This window comes from Leptolinea tardivitalis, assembly GCF_001050275.1.
In the GTDB taxonomy this organism is placed as follows: Bacteria; Chloroflexota; Anaerolineae; order Anaerolineales; family Anaerolineaceae; genus Leptolinea; species Leptolinea tardivitalis.
In genome coordinates this window covers 116,225-139,878 of the sequence record NZ_BBYA01000001.1, presented here as the reverse complement: position 1 = coordinate 139,878, position 23,654 = coordinate 116,225, and the positions used below count along the sequence as shown (strand labels likewise).

Genomic DNA, 23,654 nt, shown 5'->3' with positions numbered 1-23,654 from the left:
TTTACACTTCCTCAATGTTCCAGGTCAGACGTGGACGAATCGGGCCCAACCGGGGTTCCGGCCAATGCATACCGGGGGCACCGGCAGCATCTATATTAAACGTAAGAGCCTGTTCATCCTGGAAATACCGTTTTACTCGGAAGGTGCTGGCATTCACCGCGATCATAAAACGGCCTTCGTTTAGCATATCAGCCGGAAGCGTACATCGGCTGACATAATGACCGGCTTTACGGATTGATTTCCGATCAAATTGCTCAGGATCGTCCGTGTCAAAGCTGGTCAAAATATATTCACCGCGCATACTGAGCAGATACATACCCACACGCAAACCTGTTATGGGAGCATCAAGTTCGTATTCGATTTCGATTGTCACAGGTTCTGTCGAACGGAGTGTATCCACCACATTCCCTTGAGGATTGCGAACCCGGATGGACACAGGTTTGAATGGCGCCGCATCCGCCGGTATTTCATCCGGCAGCCAGGTCCGCTGTCCTTCCTGTGAAAACCCGGCCGAGAGATAGTAGTCCACAGCCTGTGGTGTCGGAGCCCGCATGGCCAGATGGCCCTTTTCAATCACAATAGTCTCATCAGTTAATCGTAAAATAGCAGACATATTATGGCTGACAAAGAGAACGGTACGTCCCTGGTGAGCCACATCACTCATCTTGCCAAGGCATTTTCGCTGAAATTCAGCATCCCCTACGGCAAGAACTTCATCCACCACAAGAATTTCCGGCTCGAGGTGTGCTGCCACGGCAAATGCCAGGCGCAGGTACATGCCGCTGGAGTATCGTTTTACTGGAGTGTCAATAAATTGTTCCACTTCGGCAAACGAAACGATCTCATCAAATTTGCGTTCAACTTCGGAGTGTTTCATACCGAGGATGGCGCCATTAAGCGAGATATTTTCGCGGCCGGTCAATTCCGGGTGAAAACCGGTGCCTACTTCTAGAAGTGAACCCACCCGGCCATTGATCACAGCCCTTCCTTCTGTCGGATCAGTCACACGCGAGAGGAGTTTGAGTAACGTGCTCTTACCCGCTCCATTTCGGCCAATGACTCCCAGTACCTGTCCCTGTTGCACATCAAAAGACACATCTTTGAGAGCCCAGAACTTGTTGTTTTCTCCTCGTCCATCCCCCAGTTTTTTTACGGATGACGAGAAAGCTGTGGATAATGTTTCACGCAGGGTTGTATATGCGGCAGGTCGTTGACCAATGATGTATTGTTTTCCAAGGTTTTCCGCATGGATGGCTATATCGCTCATGGTTACACCATATCGGCAAAACGCCGTTCCATTCTACGGAAGTAATATAAACCAGTGATCAGAATCAGGAATGATATACCTGTTGAAACCGCCAGCATTCCGGTTGGCGCGCTTGCAGCCGAACCCAGCAAGGCCCAGCGGAAACCTTCCACTACCCCTGTCATGGGGTTGAGTGCATAGATCAGCCGCCATTTTTCAGGCAGCAGACTTGCCGGATAGGCAATTGGTGTCAGGGTCATCCAGAACTGGGTCAGGAAAGGCAGAACATACCCAATATCTCGATAGAGGACATTCATGGCTGAAAGCCAGATACCAACACCCAGGGCTGTAATTAATGCCAGAAGAACAAAGGGGATGATCGTCCAGACATTGGCCGTTGGCATCATGCCATAAAATATCATCATGCCAAACAGCACAATGAATGCCAGGGCAAAGTCCACCAACCCGGAAAGAATGGAGGCCAGAGGCAGTATCAACCGGGGGAAATACACTTTGGTAATCATGTGACTGCTCTGCACCAAGGAATGGGCGGCATCTGTCAAAGCTTTTGAGAACAGCGTCCAGGGGAGCAAGGCAGTATACGAGAAAATCGGGTAAGGCACACCATCTGATGGAACCTTGGCCAGATTGCCAAAGAAGATACTGAAGACCACCATGGTGAGGAATGGCTGCAAAATTGCCCAGGCAGCCCCCAGCGCTGTTTGTTTATAGCGAACTTTCAGGTTTCTCCAGGTGAGAAAATAGATCAATTCGCGGTAGACCCATAGATCTTTCAGGTTCAACGCAGCCCAGCCATTCACCGGCTTAATTACAACTGTACGGGGTGCTTCAGCTTTCACCAAAGCATTACTTTCAACCGTCATCTTACATTTACCAATCTCTATTTGATCGATGATTTGTTGGCACGGTACCAGTCAATGGTCCGGCGCAGGCCGTCTTCAAAGCTCATCTGAGCTCGAAAACCAAAATAGTCCCAGGCACGGGTCGTATCCAACCCACGGCGGGGCTGCCCATTCGGCTTGCTGGCATCCCAGATGATTTTCCCGTTGAATCCCGTCAATCGGGCAATCAAATTGACAAGATCTTTGATGGAGATTTCATTACCAGAACCCAGATTGACTGGTTCTGGTCCGTTGTATCTTTCAGCCGCCATCAAAATACCTTCAGCGGCATCTTCTACATACAGAAATTCCCGGGTTGGTGACCCGTCCCCCCAGACTTCAATGGAATCCGCTCCGGCTTCCTGTGCTTCAACGCATTTGCGAATAAGTGCCGGAATTACATGCGAGCTATCCAGACGGAAATTATCACGCGGGCCATATAGGTTGACCGGCAAAAGGTAAATGCAGTTGAATCCGTATTGCTGCCGGTATGCCTGTGACTGCACCAGAAGAAGCTTCTTTGCCAATCCATATGGAGCATTGGTCTCTTCCGGGTAACCATTCCACAGATTCTCTTCTTTGAAAGGCACTGGAGTAAATTTTGGGTACGCGCAGATGGTACCCAGGCACACGAATTTTTCGATGCCGCGTTTCCATGATTCATGAATAAGCTGCAAACCCATCATGGCATTGCTGTAAACAAAATCAGCAGGGTGTTCCCGGTTGGCACCAATTCCTCCTACCTGGGCGGCCAGATGAATCACGATGTCAGGTTTACTGGTATCCAGTACCCGGCGCACATCATCACCATTGACAAGATCATATTCTTCGATGGTTGGGATGAAAATTTCTTTTGCGCCGCGCTGTTTCAGTTTCTCAACGATAAATGAGCCGAGAAAACCAGCTCCGCCGGTTACACAAACTTTTTTTGATTTCCAAAAATCCTGGTTTGTTTTCGATGTCATTTCGTTTGACTGTCTCCTTCCAGGTGCTCTATGCGAATAGAATCCGATATATTGGACGAAGATGGGTCTTTCCCATCAGGCCATTCGGTGAATATTTTTAAACCGTTGATCGTAAGGTGGGGGACTTGACCAGATTCAAGTATTTTTATATTTTGTTCAGCACAGGTTAGACGGCATACATCCGCCACATCCCCATCACCAGTCAGGGTCACCTGATCATATCCAGCCTGGCGGACTTGTTGAAGAGTAGTCTCCATCCGTTCCCGAACAAGGCGATACAGACGGAACGAATTCTGGATGTAATCCACTGTCAGATTGGCTCGGAGGGCAATGCCGTCAGGCGTAATGATGTACCGGAGTTTGCGTCTTTCTGCATGCCGGACTTTTACGTATCCTTTTGCCACCAAGCGCTTAAGATGCCAGTTAACCGTTCCAACAGCCACACCCACCTGCGCTGCCAGACTCGCCTGAGTGGCATCCGGATTTTGCTCTATATGTTCTAAAAGTATCAGGTCTCTAGCGGAGTCAGGGTTGAGTCCCATTGCGCCGTCCTAAATTCAATTGTTGAATTATAAAACGGTTGTACTACCCGGTCAAGACCGGAATTCCACCCGGACCATTTTTAAGATTACTGGCAAACGCGGTTATCGTCACACACAGGCAGAGTTGCCGGGCAGGTCCATCTGGTCTTTGGAGACCGACGCAGGGTCATGCCATCCTGTCCTTCGATAATAACGGCAAACCAGTCATCATTCAATTTCGAACGACAACCAACAACAGTTACATCAGAACCATTGGGAATGGGTTCCGGGGCTTTATCCAATGGCAATACACCACTCATATTTCCCTGAGGTCCTACCACATCCATCACCAAACGCGGAAAGGCTTGAGCCCGGGCAGATGAAAACCGGTCTGGTTCTCCCTGATTTTGAGGATAAAAACGGGGATAAAGTCCCCTGCCTTCATAAACAACCGCATCAGGTTGAGTGATAAAAGCATCCCACTCTTCCCGGGTAATATCGAGTGATCGAAGCATCCAATCTTCACTCCACTCTTGCCGGATACTGGTTTTATCGAGAATTGTATATCGGGGAGAAATAAATCTGTCAAAAATGGTCGGTGTTCCACCGATTAGGAGAAATATGACAGCCAGATTAACCAACGGTAACATTTTTCTATTTTCAGCAGGATCATTCTCAACCGGCACAAGTACGGTTGTAAACAGGTTATTATTCAGCCACAAATTGATCCAAATAACTATCTGTGCAAGACCAAAAGCAAAGTACAACAGGAAAACCCAATCTGCCGGAAGGATATATCGTCCACCGGATGTTCGGGCTGCAGCAGTAGCCAGGCTGTAGGAAACAAAGAATCCGGCCGGTACAATACCAGAAAAACCACACTTAATCCAACCGGAAGCCATGCCAAGCGAAAAAATGAGCATTGTCAGGATAAAGGGGATTATCTGCCCGGCATTAAATCCCCCAATCCATTCCAGACTCCAATAAGAACCTGGAGCTTTTATAGTCTTCTCCAGAGACTCCAAAGTAACATCAACAGGGAAAACCGCAGCAGCACTGATTACATTATGAAAGAAATGAGCTGAAACATACCTGGTAATTCCTGTAATCCTTATCCAGGTCTTGTTAGTAGACACAGCTTTTTCAGAGTCAGATGGTTTTTGAGCTAATGTTGGATTTGGTTGTGATGTGGGGGAAAGAGTGCTTTCAGGAACTGGTTTCGGAGAAGGTGTATTCAATGCATAGAATGCACGCTGTTCCATGACCACACCATGGAATGTTGACTGGAAATATAACAATTTGCCATGTTGGACATAGGATTGCACCGTCCATGGAAGTATTGCCAAAAGGAAAAAGCCGGCGAATAAAACCACGTTGATCAATCCTTGCTTCCACTGTTTCCAAAATAGTAAAAGAATTGCACCCGCTGCTATCGGTAATAGCAGAAGGGGATTCAAACGTACAAGGGCTGCAAGTCCCAGTACTCCGCCGGCACAAGCCAGGTATTTTTTATCCTGGCGATTATTTACCCAGATCGTAAATGTATACACAAAAATTGCCAGCAGCAAGGTTACCAGTGATTCACTCATGAGTACCCTGGTATTGGTAGAGAGCACCAGGAGTGTTCCCTGAATATTGTTTACTTCTCGAAAAATAATAAATCCTGCGGCCAGAAAACCAGCTAGCCGGCTGTGTGTTCTTTTTCCCAGGAGGTAAAGTAAAACGGGTAATAAGGCAACTACGGCAACCTGAACACCCACAACTGTGTCCATACGGTTTCCAGCCAACAAATGGATGCCTGTCAGAAAGGCAATATAAAGCGGTTTATCTACATATCGTTTTGAACCAAGACCTTCTCCGATAATCGCTCTATGTGCCGAGGTATCGTATCCTGCCGCGTCAGAAAAGGGATACATTTCGCCATTGGGCGAATACGGCCCGGGTGAGAAATAGCTATGTGGCATGGGGGTTTGCGTCCACAGAATTATGGCAAAACCCCAGATCAAAATACCAATAACAAAATCAGACAGTTGATGACGATTAGAGAAGAAACCGGTTGTAGATAACGCGCCCAAGAAAAGGAGAGAGAATACTAGAACACCAATAATCTGTATACCCAAAATGGGAACATTAAAATTATTCCAATACACAATATCAGGAGTGATACCAAGTCGAAAAACAGCCACGGCAACCACAAATACTGACACAATGCATAGCACAATCCGCCATGAATTGATCATTCCAGCGTCAGTTCTTATCACTTTAACAATCGAAACCGGATATTTCTGTTTTATTAACCAGACACAAATAACCATCAATTGGATACTGAACAACAATATCCATATCAGAATGGGTAACAGTCGTTCTTTGTAACCGCCCCATCGTCCCCACTGGTATGAAGGGGAAAAAACCAGAACCCAGGTAATAACAAGTAGTAAACCGGCAGAGAGAATCACGCTAGCTTTGCCAGCGATTTTTTCTATTCCAACCAGAAATTCAGGGGAGTTAATAATTTTCCGGGCAAACCAGCCTGCGGTTAACATCAAAATTAACAGGCCGGTCATGAGCATAAGCCTTTGAAGAGAATACCCAAATGCCAGCGCGTTTCCGGCTTCAGCAGGCATTAATGCCAGCCAGACTATCGAAGCCAGGGCTTCAAAAGCAGTAAGTATTGAACAAACAGTGAAAATTCGACGTGATTTCATGGTTGTGGAAGGGGACATTCAAGACGTTTGATATCTGGACGCACTAAAACTACCGGCTGAGGTGTTCGTAATACAACAACAGCAGCATTAAAAAATGAATTTGTCTGACAGCCAATCAGAATCACATCTGAAGCATTGGGGAAATACCGTACTGGCTCATTGATTGGCAATACAACGTCAAACGGACCTTTGCCAGACGAAATAACAGAGAATGAAAGGTGATCATAAGGCATTGCGCTGAAAGCTGAACCATTTCCACCTGTATCACCTTCTCCGGTTTTCATCCACCGGGGAAACATAGCCATCCCCAATTTGAATGATGCCTCTTTATTCGAGACGAATTTTTCGAGTTCTGCCGAAGAAATTGCGGCCGGCAAGTTCAGATGCATTTTTCGCATTTCATTCATCACAGCAGTGTTATCCGCGGGAAGATATCTCTTGGGAATGGACAAACTCAAAACAGTAGGAAGGCAGGCAATTACTAACGCCAGACCTATGTAAGACCAAAGCCAGGCACCGGTTTTCCACAGGTTGTTTTCTACAATTCTATCTGGTTGTTGTACAGATTCCAGGTCAAACAGCCACAATGTTAGTCCGGTGATTCCAATTGAGAAATAGAATGGTACGATCCAATCTACCGGTATGATGTAACGACCACCTGAAACCAGTGATGCAGTATTGGCAATCAAATAGCCGCCGAGAATAATCAATGGAACAATGGAAACAGATCGGCTTTTTTTCCACCCGAATGAAAATCCGGCGACAACAATCGCCATATTTATCGCCAGAGTTAATTGACCGTTTTGTGTAAAGCCACCGTCCCATTCCTGATCCCAATATGGTAGGCGGATAGTCTCATCAAGTGTTGTGTGGTAAGGAGATGCCGGTAAGGATAACCCAACCGCCACCAGATTATGAAAACCAGTATGAATGAATTGGTTAAGCAAAACTTCTAACGTGGTTTGCGCAGGTGCAACTGCATTGACATCAGAGTCATCAGCTTCTGGCGAGGGTACCATGTCACCGGTATCATTTAGGACAGGGTTGATCCGGTGTTTGAAAATAACCCCCATCGTTTTGCTGGAAAATGAACGGAATGGATCATCGTACACGATCTTGTTGCGTAAAGCCCACGGGGCGAACGGAAGAATGCAGAAAAGGACAAAAATAAGAGCGGAAATCCAGGTAGTTTTCCGCTTGATTCCATTAATAACTATCCAGGCAATCAAGATAAATGGAAGAATAACCAGGCCATTCAAACGGACCAATCCATTCAAACCGAGGATTGTTCCTGCCAATGCCGGGTACGCCAGCAAAGAACGGGGATTCTTCCACCAGTTGATAATACAAAGGCATAGCACCATTAGCAGCATGGCAGTTAATGATTCCGACATGGTCATCTTGACGTTGGTTGCCTGGATGCTGCTGGAGATCGCCAGATTGTTGCTTTGCATAAAAATTACAGACAGACCGGCAAAAATTCCTGATAGACGCGAGTGCAATTTTGCAGCAATCAGATAAACCAGACCGGGCATGATGGCCAGAACGCCCACCTGAAAGAGAATCATTCGGGAATAGTCTGCTCCGGCAATGAGACTGAGGATGGAGAGAAATGTAAGATGAAGGGGTTTATCAATGAAACCAAAGGAAAATCCATTTCCCGTCCAGATAGCCTGCGCCTGCAACATATAATCACCCGCATCAGAAAACGGGTAATTGGCATAATTGGGTGGATAGGCTGCCGTAACATAGCGGCTGATTGGAGTCGGTATTCCTTTCCAGATATAGAAAGCCGTCAACCACAGGATAGTAAATAGAATAACATCCTGCAGCCAGGGAACCTGATCTTTCTTTCCACCGTTTACCCGCAACCAGATCAGCATCAAGATCCATGAAAGACCCATCTGCCAGTGCAAGAAAGGGACTCCAGATTTTCCCCAGTATTGCGTTCCAACACCTATCCCTTTGCCAGTGATGCCTACCAACAGACAAAAGATGATGATCAAAGAACCCAGAAGTAGGCCAGCTGCCCATGGCTGCCAATCCCATTCTGATAGACCGTTTCGAGGTTTGCGCGTTTTAAATAACCAGAATATCCACGCCGCACTGACGGTAACAAATGCCAATCTCAATAGCGGATCTATCCTTACATAAATCGGCCATCGAGATCCCAGAATTCCCGGAGTTAGAAAGCTGATTACCAGTAGTACCAGCCAGGCAACCGGTAAATACAGATTAATCGACTCAACTTGTTTCGCATTGCCAGTAATAGTTGATATCCGAGAATCAACCATTGGTTTTCTAATAATCGAAAGTATTAATGCTCCCAAACTGGCCAGACCAATTATTGCAGGAAACAATAGAAGAATAATGCGGTTTACCGTTATGTTTCCAGGCAGTAACAATATTTCATTCCCGGAAGAGAGACTGAACCAGAAAATATAAATAAATAGTAGGGGTAATAAATACTTTTCCCCGCAGTTAACCAGTTCTTTTCCAAGTGATTTGAACATGGGTGTAATACCCTGGTTTATTTTATAGATTTTTCAAAGAAGATAATCAGACCGATCCCCACCAATATGGCCAGCACCAGTACACTGTTTGCCCATACGGGCGTAAAGGAGACAGCCATGAAGGCCATACAATCCAATATCAATGCAGCAAGGTGCATCAAGAATACTGCCCGGCTGGGATCCAATCCAAGCGCTACCAACCGGTGGTATGTGTGATCGCGATTGCCTTTATAAAATGGAATTCCCCGGCGGAACCGTGAAATCGTGACCATCGTCGTATCGAAAATCGGTACACCGGTCAGCAGTATAGGCACCAGATAAGAAGAGGACTGATAGCTCCCCAATGGATTGTAATAGATGGCCATTACAGCCAGCAGGAAGCCCAAAGTCTGAGCTCCCGAATCTCCCAGAAACATTTTGGCCGGATTGGAATTGTAAAGGAAAATCGCCAGGCAGATACCAACCAGAATGGCACTCATGATGGAAAGAAGATGTTGGCCAGATTCGATTGTCGCCAGGGCAAAAAAGGTAAATGCCCAGCCGCTCAAACCGACGGCAAGTCCATCCATACTGTCAACCAGATTGAATGCATTCGTAATGCCAACAATCCAGAAGATTGTGAGGAAACGATCCAAAATGACGTAGACAATTCCGGATCCACCGAAGAAAAAAGTATGTGACTCCAGAATCTGGATGGATAATCCGGAAACGACCATTAAAATTGCGGCAGCCAATTGACCGATAAATTTCGGTAATGCACCAAGACGCTTGTAATCGTCCCAAATACCAAAGGCAAAAATGATCAGGGCAGAAATCAGCATTTTTCGAATATCAGGATCCTGCCATAAACCTGTGACCAACACCAAAATGGAAAGTGACAGCATCAGTGCTATTCCACCTGCGTAAGGCATGGCCACTTTATGCTGTTTATAGGGTGCCGCTCCCGGATAGTCCATCAGTTTGACGCGCCGGGCGATCAGGATTCCGAGATATCCTGTCCCTATAGTTAAGAGAAGACTGACCAAAATGGCTTGAAAAAGGCCTGAATATTCGACAGCGCTAGAATTCATTCTGTTATTCCGTCCCCCTGAAGTTTACTATAAACTGTCAGAGTTTCACGGACAATCCGATCAGTTGAAAATTCTTTCTCTGCTAAAATTCGCGCATTTAACCCCATCCGGTGCCTTCCTTCTGCATCCATCAGGAGTTTCCGCAGACAGTCAGCCAGATCTCCGGCGTCTTTGAATCGTGCAAGTAAACCTGTATCACCGTTAATGACCACCTCACGGGAACCCGGAGCATCAAATGCCACCAGCGGACGGGCACAGGCTGCTGCTTCAATTAAAGTTTTCGGTAATCCTTCGCGATAGGAAGGCAGGCAGACAATATGAGATTTTGCATAGACTCCGGGCATATCACTCTGCCAGCCCCACCATTCCACTACACCTTCTGATTGCCATTCCCGCAGCATTGCTTCAGGGACAGCAGCTGGATTTTCTGTATATGTATCACCAACCAGCACAAAGATCGCATTCAGGTTCTCTTTTCCTAATATGCGGGCTGCCTGCACGAACTCGGCTACTCCTTTATCCCAGAGCATGCGCGCCGGTAAGACCACTACTTTGCGTCCATCAGGTTCAGGTGTGGGAGTGAAACGCTGAATATCCACTCCAGAGCCGCGGATAATATTCACCTGCTTTTTTTCCACCAGGTTATATTGCTGGAACTGCCGCAGGTCATCCTCATTCTGAAAGATCACCTGGCTTGATTTCAACCCAATTCGGTACATTGTCAGAACTATTGGACGGATAATACGGAGAGAAAGGTTGTTGCCAATAAAGAGGTACCCAAGGCCAGTGATGGAATTCACTACCCTTCGAATTCCTGTCAGCTTTGCAGCAAGAGATCCATACAGAACACACTTCACGGTAAAGTGATGTACCAGGTCAGGTTTTTCCTCACGGTATAACTTTGCCAGACGTAAAATCGTTCCTATTTCTTGAATTGGGTTTTGGCCTTTCCGAGAAAACGGGAAATCAATCCATTTAAATCCGGCTTCCTTAAGTTGTTGCGAATATTCATCACCGGGAGAAACTAAAACGACATTGTGCCCCTCAGCACGTAAAGCCATAGCCAGAGGCAGTCGGAAGTTGTATAAATACCAGGCTGTATTCGCAAAAAGTAAAGTTTTCACATTTGAGTCTGAGGAACTTGAGCCCGCAGCCATTCCTGGAATACTAAAATATCCCAGAGGTAATATTGATTATTGTGCGTTCCAGCAAGATGCTCACGCCATAATTGCCGCACCGGTGCCGGATCAAAAAATCCTTCAGCACGCATCCGATTTTCATCCAGCAGGTCTTCAGCCCAATCACGCAATGGGCCTCGCAGCCAGGAATCAATAGGAACACCAAACCCCATCTTGGGGCGTTCAATCAAATTCTGCGGAACATGTTTGTAAAGCACTTGCCGCAAGAGCCATTTTCCAACCCCGTTTTTGATTTTCATACTCATAGGCAGCTGCCAGGCAAATTCGATCACCCGATGATCGTCCAGGTACGGCACCCGGGCTTCCAGGCTGACAGCCATGCTGGCACGATCTACCTTGGCCAGAATATCATCTGGCAGGTAAGTGATCAGATCCATGTACATCATCCAGCGTGTAAAATCCGGAATATTCGGCCACGTGGACCGGTCCGTCAGGGGTGTGAGCGGTTCTTTGCTTCCTTTTACTAAATTCTCTGGATTTTTCCAGTGAGAGACCAGACGGTAATAAAGATCATATTGCGAATTGACTGATACCACATCAGCCACTTTTTTCATTTTTTCGCCGGCGGTTGGCACACGTAATGATTTGGGAATTACCGGTTTAAATGTATGGAAAATTCCGTCCCATGTATTGGGCGAGAGCAGTCGCATACTTCCAGCCATTGCCCCGCGAACACCAGAGCCCATCCAACCGATCTTTGACCAGATATCATTTCCCCAGAAATACCGGTTATAACCAGCAAAGAGTTCATCACCACCGTCCCCGGAAAGGCTGACAGTAACATATTTCCGCGTCAGTTGTGAGACCAGATATGTGGGGATCTGGGAGGAATCAGAGAATGGTTCATCGTACATGGTTGGCAACAGTGGGATTACCGCCCGTGCTTCCTCAGGTGTAACCATCAAATCGGTATGTTCAGTTTTAAGATGTTCGGCCACCTTGCGGGCATGGTCTGCTTCATTGTATTCATCTTCATGAAATCCAATGGTGAATGTCTTGACCGGCCGGGTACTTTCCGCCTGCATTAACGCTACGATAGCCGATGAGTCTACACCACCAGAAAGGAACGCACCCAGCGGCACATCCGCCATCATACGCAGACGAACCGATTCTCGGAGTAATGATTCCAACTGTTCTTCTGCTTCCGCTTCGGAACCCGTGAATGGATTGGCAAGTCCGGCTTCAACGACAGTCCGGACTGACCAGTAAGTTCGTGGTTCTGGCAAATATCCAGGCTTGTCAAAAGGAAACGTCAATATTGTTCCAGGTGTTTGCTTAAAAACATTACGGAAAATCGAGAAGGGTGCCGGGATGTAGTTATGGCGGGTAAATAATGCCAGTGCATTGCGATCTATATCGCCAGAAAAACCGGGATATGCTCGTAAACACTTTAGTTCGGAGCCGAAAAGTAAAACCTTCCCGCTCCAACCGTAATACAAGGGTTTAACTCCCACCCGGTCACGGACGAGATGAAGTACCCGGTCCCTCCGATCCCAAATGGCGAAAGCAAATTGACCGTTGAAACGGCGTACAGAGGGTTCCAATCCCCATGCGTCTATCGCCTCAACCATAACCTCAGAATCAGAAGTTCCTCTAAAAGCCACACCTGCCGCAATTAATTCATTCCTCATTTCGGCATAGTTGTAAATTTCACCGTTAAATACCATGACAAAACGACCACTGGCCGAAATCATAGGTTGGTGGCCGGTCGGAGTCAAATCAACAATGGCAAGACGGCGAAAACCGAAGGCAATCCCACAGGCAGAATCTACAAATTGGCCACTGTCATCTGGTCCCCGGTGGATAATGGCATCAGACATACGGGTGACATTGGTTTCCAATTCAGCTGTGGTTTGTTCCCGCGAGGTATCAAGAAATCCGGTTATTCCGCACATTTTTATCCTTATTTTTTCTATCGTTTGCATCCATGAAGACGATCAATTTCCGTAGTATACCAGCGATCAAAATTACTTCGGTTCGGCCACAATCCCTATAGTAAATGACAGGCTGGCTGGCAGCCAGTAAAATGGAATGCCGGTTATCTTTTTAATTACAAATCTGTTTTCGACCTGTTGAATAAATTGACGAAAATCAAAACCTTTATGCTCATTACGATGCACTTTGTCTGTTTGGCCAATCACCTCATTCCAGAATTCGGTGAATGAATAAGGTTCATCTTTGCTATCTCGATAGAAGAGTTTTTTTGCCGCATACTTGGCGAAAAAAGGAAGACCAATCTCATTGGGTACACTGAAAAAAGCTGCTTTCGAAGTATTATTTGCCAGGATCGATAAATAGTCAGCCACCATATGGGAAGGGACGTGTTCCATTGTTTCCAATGATATGGCAATATCATAACGTCCAATATGCAAAGCCATTTCATTGGGTGTAGAGCATTGGTGGAAATGGATGTTTTCCTTCCCGGAATAATACTTCCGACCTATGTCCAGTCCGCCCTCCCAATTGGCATCAAAACCGTCGTATAAAGCCAGCTTGAACGGCAGCCATTCAATCGATCTGCCGTCAAAACAACCCAATTCCACAACCCGCTGAGGTTGACCGCAATCGTAGGAAGACGCCACCTGTTTCAGCCAGGCGAATCTCGCCAGGTGCATACGAGCCCGAATACCCCGGGAAAAAAGGCGTTCGTTGTACCCCTCAGCATCATTCATTGGCGGCACTCAATTCTCCCCACATTTGCATATATGATCGGGCAATGGCGTTAATATCAAAGTTCTCCACGATCCGCTTCCGCCCAGCTAATCCCATCTCATTCCGCACCTGTTCTGGCAATTGAAGGATCTCTATGACAGCGTTGGCAAGGCTTTCAGGATCGTGAGGTGGCACAATTCGACCGGTATTTCCCAGCACCTCTTCAACTCCTCCGACCCTGGTCGAAACACAGGGAATTCCACAGGCCATTGCTTCACCCAGAACATTGGAAAAGGATTCGCCATAGGCCGATGAAGACACAGCGATATTACAGGCCAGATGAAATTCCTGCATTTTTGTTTGACGTCCCAGCAAGTGGAAGTGTCCTTCATGCCCGGTATTTTTTATTTGCTGCACAATTTGTGAGTTTTCCGAAGTTATGCCATCACCGCATAGCAGGAAATGGGTTTCTGGAATGGACTGTAAAATGATTCCTGCGGAAGAAATAAACGTGGGATGGTCTTTTTGTTCATCGTACCGGGCCGCCAGACCAACAACCGGAACAGAAGGGTTTAGTCCAAGTTGCTTTCGCAATATTTGACCAATGGTCTGATCGGGTTTGAATGTTGAAAGATCAAATCCATTGGGGATAACCTGCATTTTTCGCGGATTGTATCCAATTTTCTGATGAATGTCCGCAGCAGCCTGCGAACATACAATGATCCGCTCAGGGATGGAATGAGAAAGCAGGGCGCAGAGTCGCACAATCAACATAGTGGATGCCTTGCTTGTTTTCCGATCGAGGGTGCTATTGCGAATATTCCAGGCAATATTGTGACTCCCGGCTTTTTTGGCGGCCCATCCACCCATCAGGTCTGCATGATACATCCATGTTTGTACAACGGCCGGTTTTTGATCGCGAACCAGGTTGACAAGTCTTTCAACATCAGAAAAACCAAAACGCCCGGGTTTCATGCCAAGCGATTTCACGGATATTCCCAATGAACTGATCCGTTTTCCAATTTCTCCTACATCTGTTAATGAAATGACATGCGGCGGGTACTTCTTGCGGTCAATGACGGACAGCAGTTTATACAACATCATCTCGGCTCCACCGACACCGAGACCTGTTATCACATGAGTAACCGGGAAACGGTTATCGTAACTCATTGCTCACCTGGTCAGTGAGTAATCGAGCAGATTCGGCATGGAAAAGTGGGTATTCTTCAGAACCCTTATCTCGCCTGCCGCATAATTCCACCCACCCCTGGTTTTCCGTAAACAACCTGGTTTCTCCCCATATATACACAAATTTCCCGGCTTCCCAATCGTAGGATTGAAGGAATGAAGCACCTTCGGGTATTGATAATAAACGCATTCCCAGATCATACATGGGTGAATCATGCATGCTCACCACTAGATCGGATTTTCGCAGGTTGGGGACAAAAGTCTTTGGTAAATTATCATCTCCTTCAATATTCAAAAGAGATCCCCTGGAAAGTATAGTGACCACGCGCTCTTCCCCATCGTTACACCCATTAGTTTTATCAAGAATTGGAGCATGCCTTGTGAAATGCACGAATAACGGGCCAATAATCAAAAAGCAAACCAGTATGGCAGCAAAAACCCTGATTCCATAAGAATGATCATTTTCAAGATCATTCGATAATAGATGATGCTTTTTAATAGACAACAGGTCAGATAATTCAGTCAACCCGATCAAAGCCAGACCAATGAACCACGGAATCCCGGCGGCATATGTTCTAATCTCAGCATCAAGCGGAGGTACAAATGGGACAGAGAGAATTATCCCGACAAAACCCGCCATAACCATGGAATTGGCAGGCTTCTTTAAATGCCACATTCCCAGGCTTACTCCAATGAACGAGACCAAAGCCATAAGAATTCTACCGATCATGGTTTCTGTCAGTGAAATCCCTTCTATGAAACCAAACATCCCATACCATTCCATACTGAAAAAAGCCTTCCAGTAAACAATTGCACCCTGGATTAATCCTAAAGGATTGTTTCTAAAGGATTCTAATGAATACCGGTACAACGTTCTGGAAAGTTCGGGTTCAACCATATTCAATAATTCAGGATGATCAATACCATATTGTTTCCACCCTTTTCCACCCGCCACCAGACCATAAAGGGTATATGAAAAATTTCCCATAGATGAGGAATTTTCGCCAGCCAAAAAATTAAAAATGGTCAGGTGAATGCAAAAACCAATAATTACAGCTAAGGCTATTATTACGGCCGATTTGATATTAAATCGTGAGTCTTTTCGGAAAAACCAACCGCTCCAGATGACCAGCATTGGAAGAATAAAAAAAGGCCCTGCTCTGGCAATCAAGCCGAGGCATAGAAGTAATGTCCCCCAAAAAGCATCGCCCACCTTTTTTCGAGAGGCGCTGCGCCACAGAAGCCCAAAACCTATTATTCCGAGGGGTAATCCCAGAATCTCGCTCATTGTGGAACCAATGAATCGGCGTATGAACAGGAAAACGCCAACGATAAAAATACCCGCCAGTAATGGGCCGCTGCTTTGTTTGATTTCTTTAGCAGAAAAATAAACAGCCAGTATGATCAGAAGTATTGTGCATGCAATGGCAAATTGGAGGTTTTCATTGCCTAATGCATAAAAAATTCCGAGGACTGCCGGAAACAATGGCCGTCTCGCTGAAAAATCATGAAAAGGCAGCCCTACAGAAAGCAATCTGGCGCCATGATAGTATCCATTGGCATCGTTATAGGGAAGCAATCCTCCGATTATATTTAAGTCAGTAATACCACTGGCCCAAACCCCGATCAGGGAGCCACCAAAGAGAATTACCAATAGCAAGAATACAATAAGGTTTTGCCATTTTGTTTTCTGTCGATATGCAAAATGAAAAAGCCAGATAAACAAAAAGGGAATAAGCAGACTTCCCTTTCGAAGTATTAATCCAATATTCGAAGGAAAGAAAATCAAACCAATGCACAAAATTGCCAACAGAAAAAACAGACTAATTGCATACAGGTTTCTCAGGTTTTCAACTAATTGTGATTTTTCTATCCAGAAGAAATATATCAATAAGAAGGACAAAAAAAAGACTGCCAACCAGTAAATGATTGGAGATATCCGTTGAAGAACCTGGACAGATCCCGGAAATATCTGGTTCCCGAAGAATATGACAATGAGCGAAGCCAGGATTCCACACCAGGCAGTCAGTATGCTCCATGGTCGATCTGATTCCCATCCAGAAATGTGTAAAACTTGTGATGTGAACTCAAAATCACGGGCAATATGTGTACAAATAACGGAAAAACCAATCGTTCCAACAAATATGATCAGAGCTTCCAATAACCGGAATAAGGAGAATCCAAGCAAAATTGAGTTTTTGGAATCTGCCGGAATAGCCAATAAATAGATTAGTGAACATAATCCGGCAAGTGCACCAACCAGCCAGGGAATAAGAAAAATCACCTGTCTATGGGTTCGGATTTTCAAGAAACCAATCATATGAACTTAATCCGGCTGGCGGCAAAAGATACCATTTTTAAGAGCAGCCAACCGTGACTCCATCGTTGAATATTTGTGGTGCCGTACGTTCGTTCGCGGTAACGGATAGGAAGATCAATTATTTTTAATGTCTGTTTAGCAGCTCCAAATAAGAGGTCAAAATCGCCAAAAGGATCAAAATTTCCGAAATAGTTACGGTTACGGGCAATCAACTCATAGTCATCCCTGCGTAAAACTTTCGTTCCACAAAGCGTATCTTTCACTGATTGTCCTAAAAGCCAGGAAAAAGCCATAGAAAAGAATTTATTTCCGAGCAGGTTAAAGAACCGCATTGCCTGTTTTTCCATGGGATACACAAGCCGCACCCCATTAATAAAATCTCCCTTGCCTTCTACAAGGGCGTCATAAAACCGTGGCAGATCTTCTGGTGGCACTGTAAGATCTGCATCTAGAATCATGAAAATATCACCCTTTGCCTTACTGTAACCTAAACGTACAGCATCACCCTTGCCTTTTCCTGTTTGCTGCCAGATCTGGCAACGGCGTTCCGGGTGAGCCGCTACTTCCCTCTGGATGGCAGAAAATGTGTCATCTGTGGAATTGCCTTCCACGAATACAATTTCGGTTCCCCCACCCATTTCCGGAACCCGTTTCATGATTTGCGGAATATTCCCCGATTCATTCCGCGCAGGAACAATGACCGAAACAATTGGTTTCTGGATTGATTGAGTATCCGGTTCCGGGCGGGCGATCATCATGTTGGTGAGTGCAAGAAAATTGAAAGGCCAAATTTTCACCAGGAATTTATTAAAGAACAAGTCAATAACAGGGGTTGTTACCGGCCAGAGTATCTCATGCCATGAGCGAATCACTTCCAGATTCTCGAGATTCAACAGGTTGGCGATATCCTCAACTGTCAACCAGTTTTGATACAGAGAGGGTTTAGCCATATGCAAAAATTGAGCCAACCCCAATGGAAGCTCCCACAACCGACTGTAAATATTAATGATTATCCGTGTCCGAGGATGAGAGAGGCGGCGTACTTCCTTGAAAACAGTTTGTACATCCCAGAGATCGTTCAGGAGATCGGAAAGGATAATTACATCAAAAGGCTCTTTCAAACCTATATGCATGGCGTCAGCCTGAAAGAAAAGCAGTTCCTGATGGCGGGCTGACGCGCGTTTGACCATTTCTCCAGAAAAATCAATGCCAACCCCCGAAGATGGTTGCAATCCGGCGAGCAGATCACCCTGCCCACAGCCAATTTCCAACACGCGTAATTTTGGGGAAACCAAAAACCGATAGATTTCCAGAATCCGGCGATGGTAGTACCCTCCCAGACCTGTCCAACCATCAAGCCCTTTGGCCATTTGGTCATAATGTGCCTGACGAGCTCCCCGATAGTTTATTTCAGCACTTTGCTCCATGTTTTGCTCATTAATGGGTTTCAATTCAAATTATCCTGGTGAATCAAACTCGGCAGAAGTGGCAGATACCATTTTTGCCACACTGAATTCCTTTTCAATACGAAGTCTTGCCATTTTCCCCAGATTTTTCCGATCATCTCGGGGCAATTCTGCCATTCTTAAGATGGCATCTGCCAGAGAATTCGGATTCCCGGCAGGGGTTGTATACCCGGTTTCACCGACAATATGGGGAGAATCACCGACTTCAGTCACCACACAGGGAACCTGGCATGACATGGCTTCGGCAATTACATTTGAGAACCCTTCACCTACTGATGAGGAGACACAAATATCCAGAGCATTATAAATCGGAACCGGATTTGTTTCAGCCGGGATTATTTGCACCACTGTCTCAAGATTAGAACTTCTTATGTCTTGTTTCAGCAGGTCATAATATTGAGGATTTCCGTCCCCGACAATGAGGAAACGCAGGTTTGTGTTTTTTCCATGAAGTATTGAAGCGGCTTTGATAAACGAACGGTGATCCTTAACGGGGTCAAGTCTGCCAATAATACCGATTACAATCTCATCGGGGCGGAATTTCAATTCATTTCTCTTTTTTTCACGGATAGTCTGATCGGAAATAAAGGTATCTGTGTCAATGCCGTTGGGGATAACTACAATCTTTTTACCAGGGATTCCCCTTTCGATAGCGAGTTTTGCCCCTATATATGAATTGATGATTATGCGATCACTAAATCTGGCAAAATGATCTTCCAACCAATAAAGCAGGGTGGAAAGAAAGTCGTAATCTTCTTTTCGAAGATACGAATGACGAATCGAAATTATGACTCTTACATCCTTTACGAATGGTTTTATAAAAATAGACAGAATATTCGCTGCCACTAAAAAAGACATGATGATATCAGGTTTTTCTTCATGAATGATATTAAGCAGAGTGTGAATAAAACCAGTCACATCCCATCGGCCCCCTTTTGATGCGGAACGAACGCGTATTCCTTTTGCTTGAAATTCACTTAATAAAGTTCCCCCGGAGTAAAAAGTAACAACCACAGGATTAAACCGTGTCTGATCTAACGATTTAGTTAACGTTAGTAATTGACGCTCTGCGCCGCCGATATTTAAAGAACGTGTCAGAAAAAGAATTTTTTCCATTTATCGCTATTGATTCGCCTCACAACGGTTCTTTATCGAAAATTGAGAATTATTCCACCGGAAGGTAGATTTTCAATTTTCAGAGAAAATACTTGAATGATATTGTATTGACCAGTTTTTTTTATTCTATCATTTCAAATTTGACGAATTGATCCTTCATTGAAAAAGAGGTTGCAGTGATTTATTCCTACACTGCAACCCCAGATTTTTTGGTTATTCGTTCTGCTTATCCCCTACTCCATTTTTGGATGGAGTCTGCTACAGTCTGGATCTGATCATCTGTCAATTCAGCAAACATTGGCAAAGAAAGAACCTGGCTGGCAGCTTTTTCTGATTCGGGGAAGTCACCAGCCTTATACCCCAGGTCTGCATGCGCAGGAAGCATGTGCACTGGGAATGGATAGTGAATGCCATGTTGAATACCATCTTTGGTCAAATGAGCCATCAATTCTTCACGTGCAGTTGTTCTGACGGCATAGACATGAAAGACGGGTTTCCCATAAGGCATTGTCTCTGGGGTTACGACCTTGCTGCCTGCGAGTAATTTTGAATAGAGGGCGGCATGATTCCTTCTGGCTTCAGACCATTGGTCGAGGTATTTTAATTTGACATTCAGAATGGCACCCTGAATCCCTTCCAGACGGTAGTTATACCCTTTAAGTACATGCTGGTATTTCTTTTCAGCTCCCCAGTCACGCAGCATGCGTATGGTTCGGGTATAGTCTGGATTGTTTGTCGTGATCATTCCACCTTCACCATAAGCTCCAAGATTTTTCCCAGGGTAGAAGCTGAAGCAACCCAGATCACCCATAGAGCCGGCTTTCCTGCCTTTGTATTCCGCTCCATGCGCCTGGGCAGAATCTTCTATCACCACAAGATTATGTTTTTTCGCTATAGCCAAAATGGGATCCATATCTGCGCATTGACCATACAAATGGACGGGAAGAATGGCTTTTGTCTTTTTGGTTATGGCAGCTTCAATTTTCTCCGGATCCATTGTAAATGAATGCGGGTTAATATCAACGAAGACCGGTCTGGCTCCCGTATAGCAGATGGCAGCCACCGTGGCAACGAAGGTAAATGAGACCGTAATAACTTCATCTCCCGGGCCAATTCCGGCAGCCAATAAAGCCAGATGCAAAGCAGAAGTTCCGCTATTAACACCGATGGCATTCTCAACGCCGCAAAATGCCGCGAATTCTTTTTCGAAAGCAGCCACTTCTGCGCCCAGGATAAATTGGGAAGATTCTAAAACGCGAAAAACCGCCGCATCAATTTCCGGTTTTATGCTATGGTATTGGGCTTTAAGATCAACAAAAGGAATGGTCATCAGGTTCTCCCATAAAGTTAGTTTATTTGTACAGGTTGTCCGCGGTTATCCAGAGATTTATCGGCCGCTTCCAGTATTTTTACAATCCGTAAACCCATTTCACCATCTGTCTGGGGTTTCTTTCCATTTGTAATGCAATCGATGAAGTGGGATGCTTCGTTTTTTAACGCTTCAGTGGTAGCCAGATGTGGTGCCCACATATCGCCGCTCCGGTAGCTCACCAACATCTGGTAGACACCTTCAGGTCCTTCATTCAGGCTTACACCCTTATCATATACTTTGACTTTTTCACTGGGTTCAAGGTCATCATAAACAATCATTTGCCTGTCACCGCCAATTAATGTCCGGCGGACTTTAACTGGCGCCATCCAATTCACGTGGAAATGAGCAATCAGATTATTCCGCAGATAGCAGGTGATATAGGCAACATCTTCCGGTTGATTATTCAGATGGGCCACGCCTGTTGCCGAAACAGCAGTGGGTTGTTCTCCCAGAATAAAATCCATAATAGACAGATCATGCACAGCCAGGTCCCAGAGCACATTAACATCGTGCTGGAATAGACCAAGGTTAACCCTTACGGAATCATAATAGAGAAGCCGGCCCAAATCTCCATTGGATACCAGTTCTTTGATTTTTACAACAGCCGGTGTGTAAATAAAGGTATGGTCAACCATCAACGTTTTTTGCGCCCTGGCGGCTTCTTCCAACAGCTTTTCACCTTCCTCGACAGTGCATGTCATGGGCTTTTCCACAAGCACATGTTTTCCGGCTCGAAGGGCTTTAACGGCCAAATCAAAATGGGTTGAGACAGGAGTCGAAATTACAACAGCATCAACATCTGGAGTAGAAATCAGATCATCTGGATCTTCCACCACAGTTGTATTGGGGTATCGCGATTGGACAAGTTTCAAACGGTCTGTTCTTTTATCGCTCACATAGGTTACAGATGAATCATTGGTCTCAGCAAAATTTCTGACAAGATTTGGTCCCCAGTACCCATAACCGATGACACCGATTTTGATCATAGTTTTCTCCAATATTTTTCCTCAGAACTGTTATGAGGCTAAGATAACCTTTACAAAAGGAGAGAAATTTACCGTTCAAAGACATAGGTCATTAATAATTATAGATCGTTCAAAAAAGAGCAAATAGAGCCTCATCTACAAATTATTAATGAAATATGAAATCTCCATATTGATCATGAGCTTCATTTCATTACCTTGGAAGTTTTTCATTGATACTGCAGAATTGAACGGGCATCTCTCCCCAAGTTAAACAAACAATCCAGGATACTTAATCCGCCAATGAATTCACCATGAATTTGTGTGTATGGAATTGGCTGATAAGTTTTTATTTCCAGTCCCAATCTTGCTTTTTCAAATTTTTCCGGGTCCTGGTAATTTTGACCACCTTTGCCTGAAACATAGGTGGTGCCATTCACACGAGATACCAATGAAATCAACCTCTCATCACTTGTTCCCTCAGGTAGTAATTCACTGGACAATACTGTTTTTGTCTTGATATCAAGATACTCACAAATTGTTCTGGTAAGCCGAATATTGAACGGCGCCAGCAGCTTTCCCGTATCTGAATAGATTGGTGAAATCAGATTCATTATTTGTTTAAAAAAGGGGGCTTTACAATACGTTTGTGATAGGCGAGCCAGATGTGACTGTGCCCAGTGTGGATTGGAGAAAGTAACATCCATAATCTTCTGATTCTGATGCCGAGTGCTTGGTTCTGAAAGCCAGAAGGTCTTATTCTGATCCCTTAGCATCGATCGGTAAACATAGCTTTGTCCTGGTGATATTTCAGCATCATCAAGAAAAATAAACAAATCACAATAAGCAATTTTGGTAAAGTACCCGCACCAGGGAACATAATTGGGTTGATGTATACCGACCTTCATTATTATTCTGCCAGACTAATAATGGATTTGAAGTCCTCAGAAAGTAAACCCATGATTAATTGATTATGGAATTTCCCTTCATAAAAAACGTTTTCCCTCAAAACCGCTTCTGTTCGAAAGCCGCATTCCTCAAAACTCGCAATGGCGCGTGTGTTCTCTTCAAATACATATAAAAATAACCGATGCAAACCCAATTCTGAAAATGCAAATTTCATCATGGTTATGGACGCATCTTTACCCTGACCTTTTCCAATGGCCGGTCTTTCACCCAGATAAATTCCAAATTCAGCACTTCTGTCTTTAAAATTGATATCCATCAAACTGACGAGCCCTATCGCCCGTCCCTGTAGGTCTTCAATGAGCAGCTTGCGTTTTGTTGGATCAGTAACCAATTTGTCATACCAGCGGTTTTGTTCTTCCAAGGAAATGGGGAATCGAGGTCCCAGCCATTTTGTCAGGTTCGGATCATTCATCCATTTTTGTAACAGGGGCATATCCTGTTTTTCAAGTGCGCGTAAGCGGGTTATTTTTCCAATTAGCATTTCACAT

The 23,654-nt window shown here is 45.1% G+C and carries 18 protein-coding genes; all 18 read right to left on the bottom strand.

What is annotated here, in order from left to right; all coding sequences use genetic code 11:
- Nucleotide 1: 1 nt before the first annotated feature.
- A complete protein-coding gene (locus LTAR_RS00675; protein WP_062420207.1) occupies nt 2–1,267 on the bottom strand; it encodes an ABC transporter ATP-binding protein in 1,266 nt (421 codons plus the stop codon).
- A gap of 2 nt (nt 1,268–1,269) precedes the next feature.
- Nucleotides 1,270–2,130 (bottom strand): ABC transporter permease, encoded by an 861-nt coding sequence (locus LTAR_RS00670; protein WP_062420206.1) that lies wholly within the window; start codon nt 2,128–2,130, stop codon nt 1,270–1,272.
- Nucleotides 2,131–2,147: 17 nt separating this feature from the next.
- Entirely contained in the window at nt 2,148–3,113 is a 966-nt protein-coding gene (locus LTAR_RS00665) for a GDP-L-fucose synthase family protein (protein WP_062420205.1), read from the bottom strand.
- The gene (locus LTAR_RS00660; RefSeq protein WP_062420204.1) at nt 3,110–3,655 is read right to left on the bottom strand and encodes a winged helix-turn-helix transcriptional regulator; all 546 of its coding nucleotides are present in this window, start codon (nt 3,653–3,655) and stop codon (nt 3,110–3,112) included. Before LTAR_RS00660 ends, LTAR_RS00665 begins: the two co-directional genes overlap by 4 nt.
- 86 nt (nt 3,656–3,741) lie before the next feature.
- On the bottom strand, nt 3,742–6,339 hold the full coding sequence (locus tag LTAR_RS00655) for a glycosyltransferase family 39 protein (RefSeq protein WP_158423364.1): 2,598 nt from the start codon (nt 6,337–6,339) through the stop codon (nt 3,742–3,744).
- Nucleotides 6,336–8,852: a glycosyltransferase family protein gene (locus LTAR_RS00650; RefSeq protein ID WP_062420202.1), complete on the bottom strand. Its 2,517-nt coding sequence runs from the start codon at nt 8,850–8,852 to the stop codon at nt 6,336–6,338. Before LTAR_RS00650 ends, LTAR_RS00655 begins: the two co-directional genes overlap by 4 nt.
- 17 nt (nt 8,853–8,869) lie before the next feature.
- A complete protein-coding gene (locus tag LTAR_RS00645) occupies nt 8,870–9,922 on the bottom strand; it encodes a glycosyltransferase family 4 protein (protein WP_062420201.1) in 1,053 nt (350 codons plus the stop codon).
- A complete protein-coding gene (locus LTAR_RS00640; RefSeq protein WP_062420200.1) occupies nt 9,919–11,046 on the bottom strand; it encodes a glycosyltransferase family 4 protein in 1,128 nt (375 codons plus the stop codon). The genes LTAR_RS00645 and LTAR_RS00640 overlap by 4 nt, the downstream gene beginning before the upstream one ends.
- On the bottom strand, nt 11,043–13,016 hold the full coding sequence (asnB, locus tag LTAR_RS00635; protein WP_081419722.1) for an asparagine synthase (glutamine-hydrolyzing): 1,974 nt from the start codon (nt 13,014–13,016) through the stop codon (nt 11,043–11,045). Before asnB ends, LTAR_RS00640 begins: the two co-directional genes overlap by 4 nt.
- Before the next feature lie 72 nt (nt 13,017–13,088).
- Complete coding sequence (locus LTAR_RS00630; protein ID WP_062420199.1) at nt 13,089–13,793, bottom strand: class I SAM-dependent methyltransferase; 705 nt, start codon at nt 13,791–13,793, stop codon at nt 13,089–13,091.
- The gene (locus tag LTAR_RS00625) at nt 13,786–14,943 is read right to left on the bottom strand and encodes a glycosyltransferase family 4 protein (protein ID WP_062420198.1); all 1,158 of its coding nucleotides are present in this window, start codon (nt 14,941–14,943) and stop codon (nt 13,786–13,788) included. Before LTAR_RS00625 ends, LTAR_RS00630 begins: the two co-directional genes overlap by 8 nt.
- Nucleotides 14,930–17,281, bottom strand: a complete 2,352-nt coding sequence (locus tag LTAR_RS00620; protein ID WP_062420197.1) for a hypothetical protein — start codon at nt 17,279–17,281, stop codon at nt 14,930–14,932. The genes LTAR_RS00625 and LTAR_RS00620 overlap by 14 nt, the downstream gene beginning before the upstream one ends.
- Entirely contained in the window at nt 17,278–18,732 is a 1,455-nt protein-coding gene (locus tag LTAR_RS00615; protein WP_201775922.1) for a glycosyltransferase, read from the bottom strand. Before LTAR_RS00615 ends, LTAR_RS00620 begins: the two co-directional genes overlap by 4 nt.
- 6 nt (nt 18,733–18,738) lie before the next feature.
- The gene (locus LTAR_RS00610; RefSeq protein WP_062420196.1) at nt 18,739–19,863 is read right to left on the bottom strand and encodes a glycosyltransferase; all 1,125 of its coding nucleotides are present in this window, start codon (nt 19,861–19,863) and stop codon (nt 18,739–18,741) included.
- Between the two features lie 226 nt (nt 19,864–20,089).
- A complete protein-coding gene (locus LTAR_RS00605; RefSeq protein WP_062420195.1) occupies nt 20,090–21,193 on the bottom strand; it encodes a DegT/DnrJ/EryC1/StrS family aminotransferase in 1,104 nt (367 codons plus the stop codon).
- A gap of 17 nt (nt 21,194–21,210) precedes the next feature.
- Nucleotides 21,211–22,221 (bottom strand): Gfo/Idh/MocA family protein, encoded by a 1,011-nt coding sequence (locus LTAR_RS00600; protein ID WP_062420194.1) that lies wholly within the window; start codon nt 22,219–22,221, stop codon nt 21,211–21,213.
- Nucleotides 22,222–22,427: 206 nt separating this feature from the next.
- Complete coding sequence (locus tag LTAR_RS00595) at nt 22,428–23,105, bottom strand: WbqC family protein (RefSeq protein ID WP_062420193.1); 678 nt, start codon at nt 23,103–23,105, stop codon at nt 22,428–22,430.
- A 2-nt stretch (nt 23,106–23,107) separates the two neighbouring features.
- Nucleotides 23,108–23,647, bottom strand: coding sequence for a GNAT family N-acetyltransferase (locus tag LTAR_RS00590; RefSeq protein ID WP_062420192.1), 540 nt, complete (start codon nt 23,645–23,647; stop codon nt 23,108–23,110).
- Nucleotides 23,648–23,654: the final 7 nt, after the last annotated feature.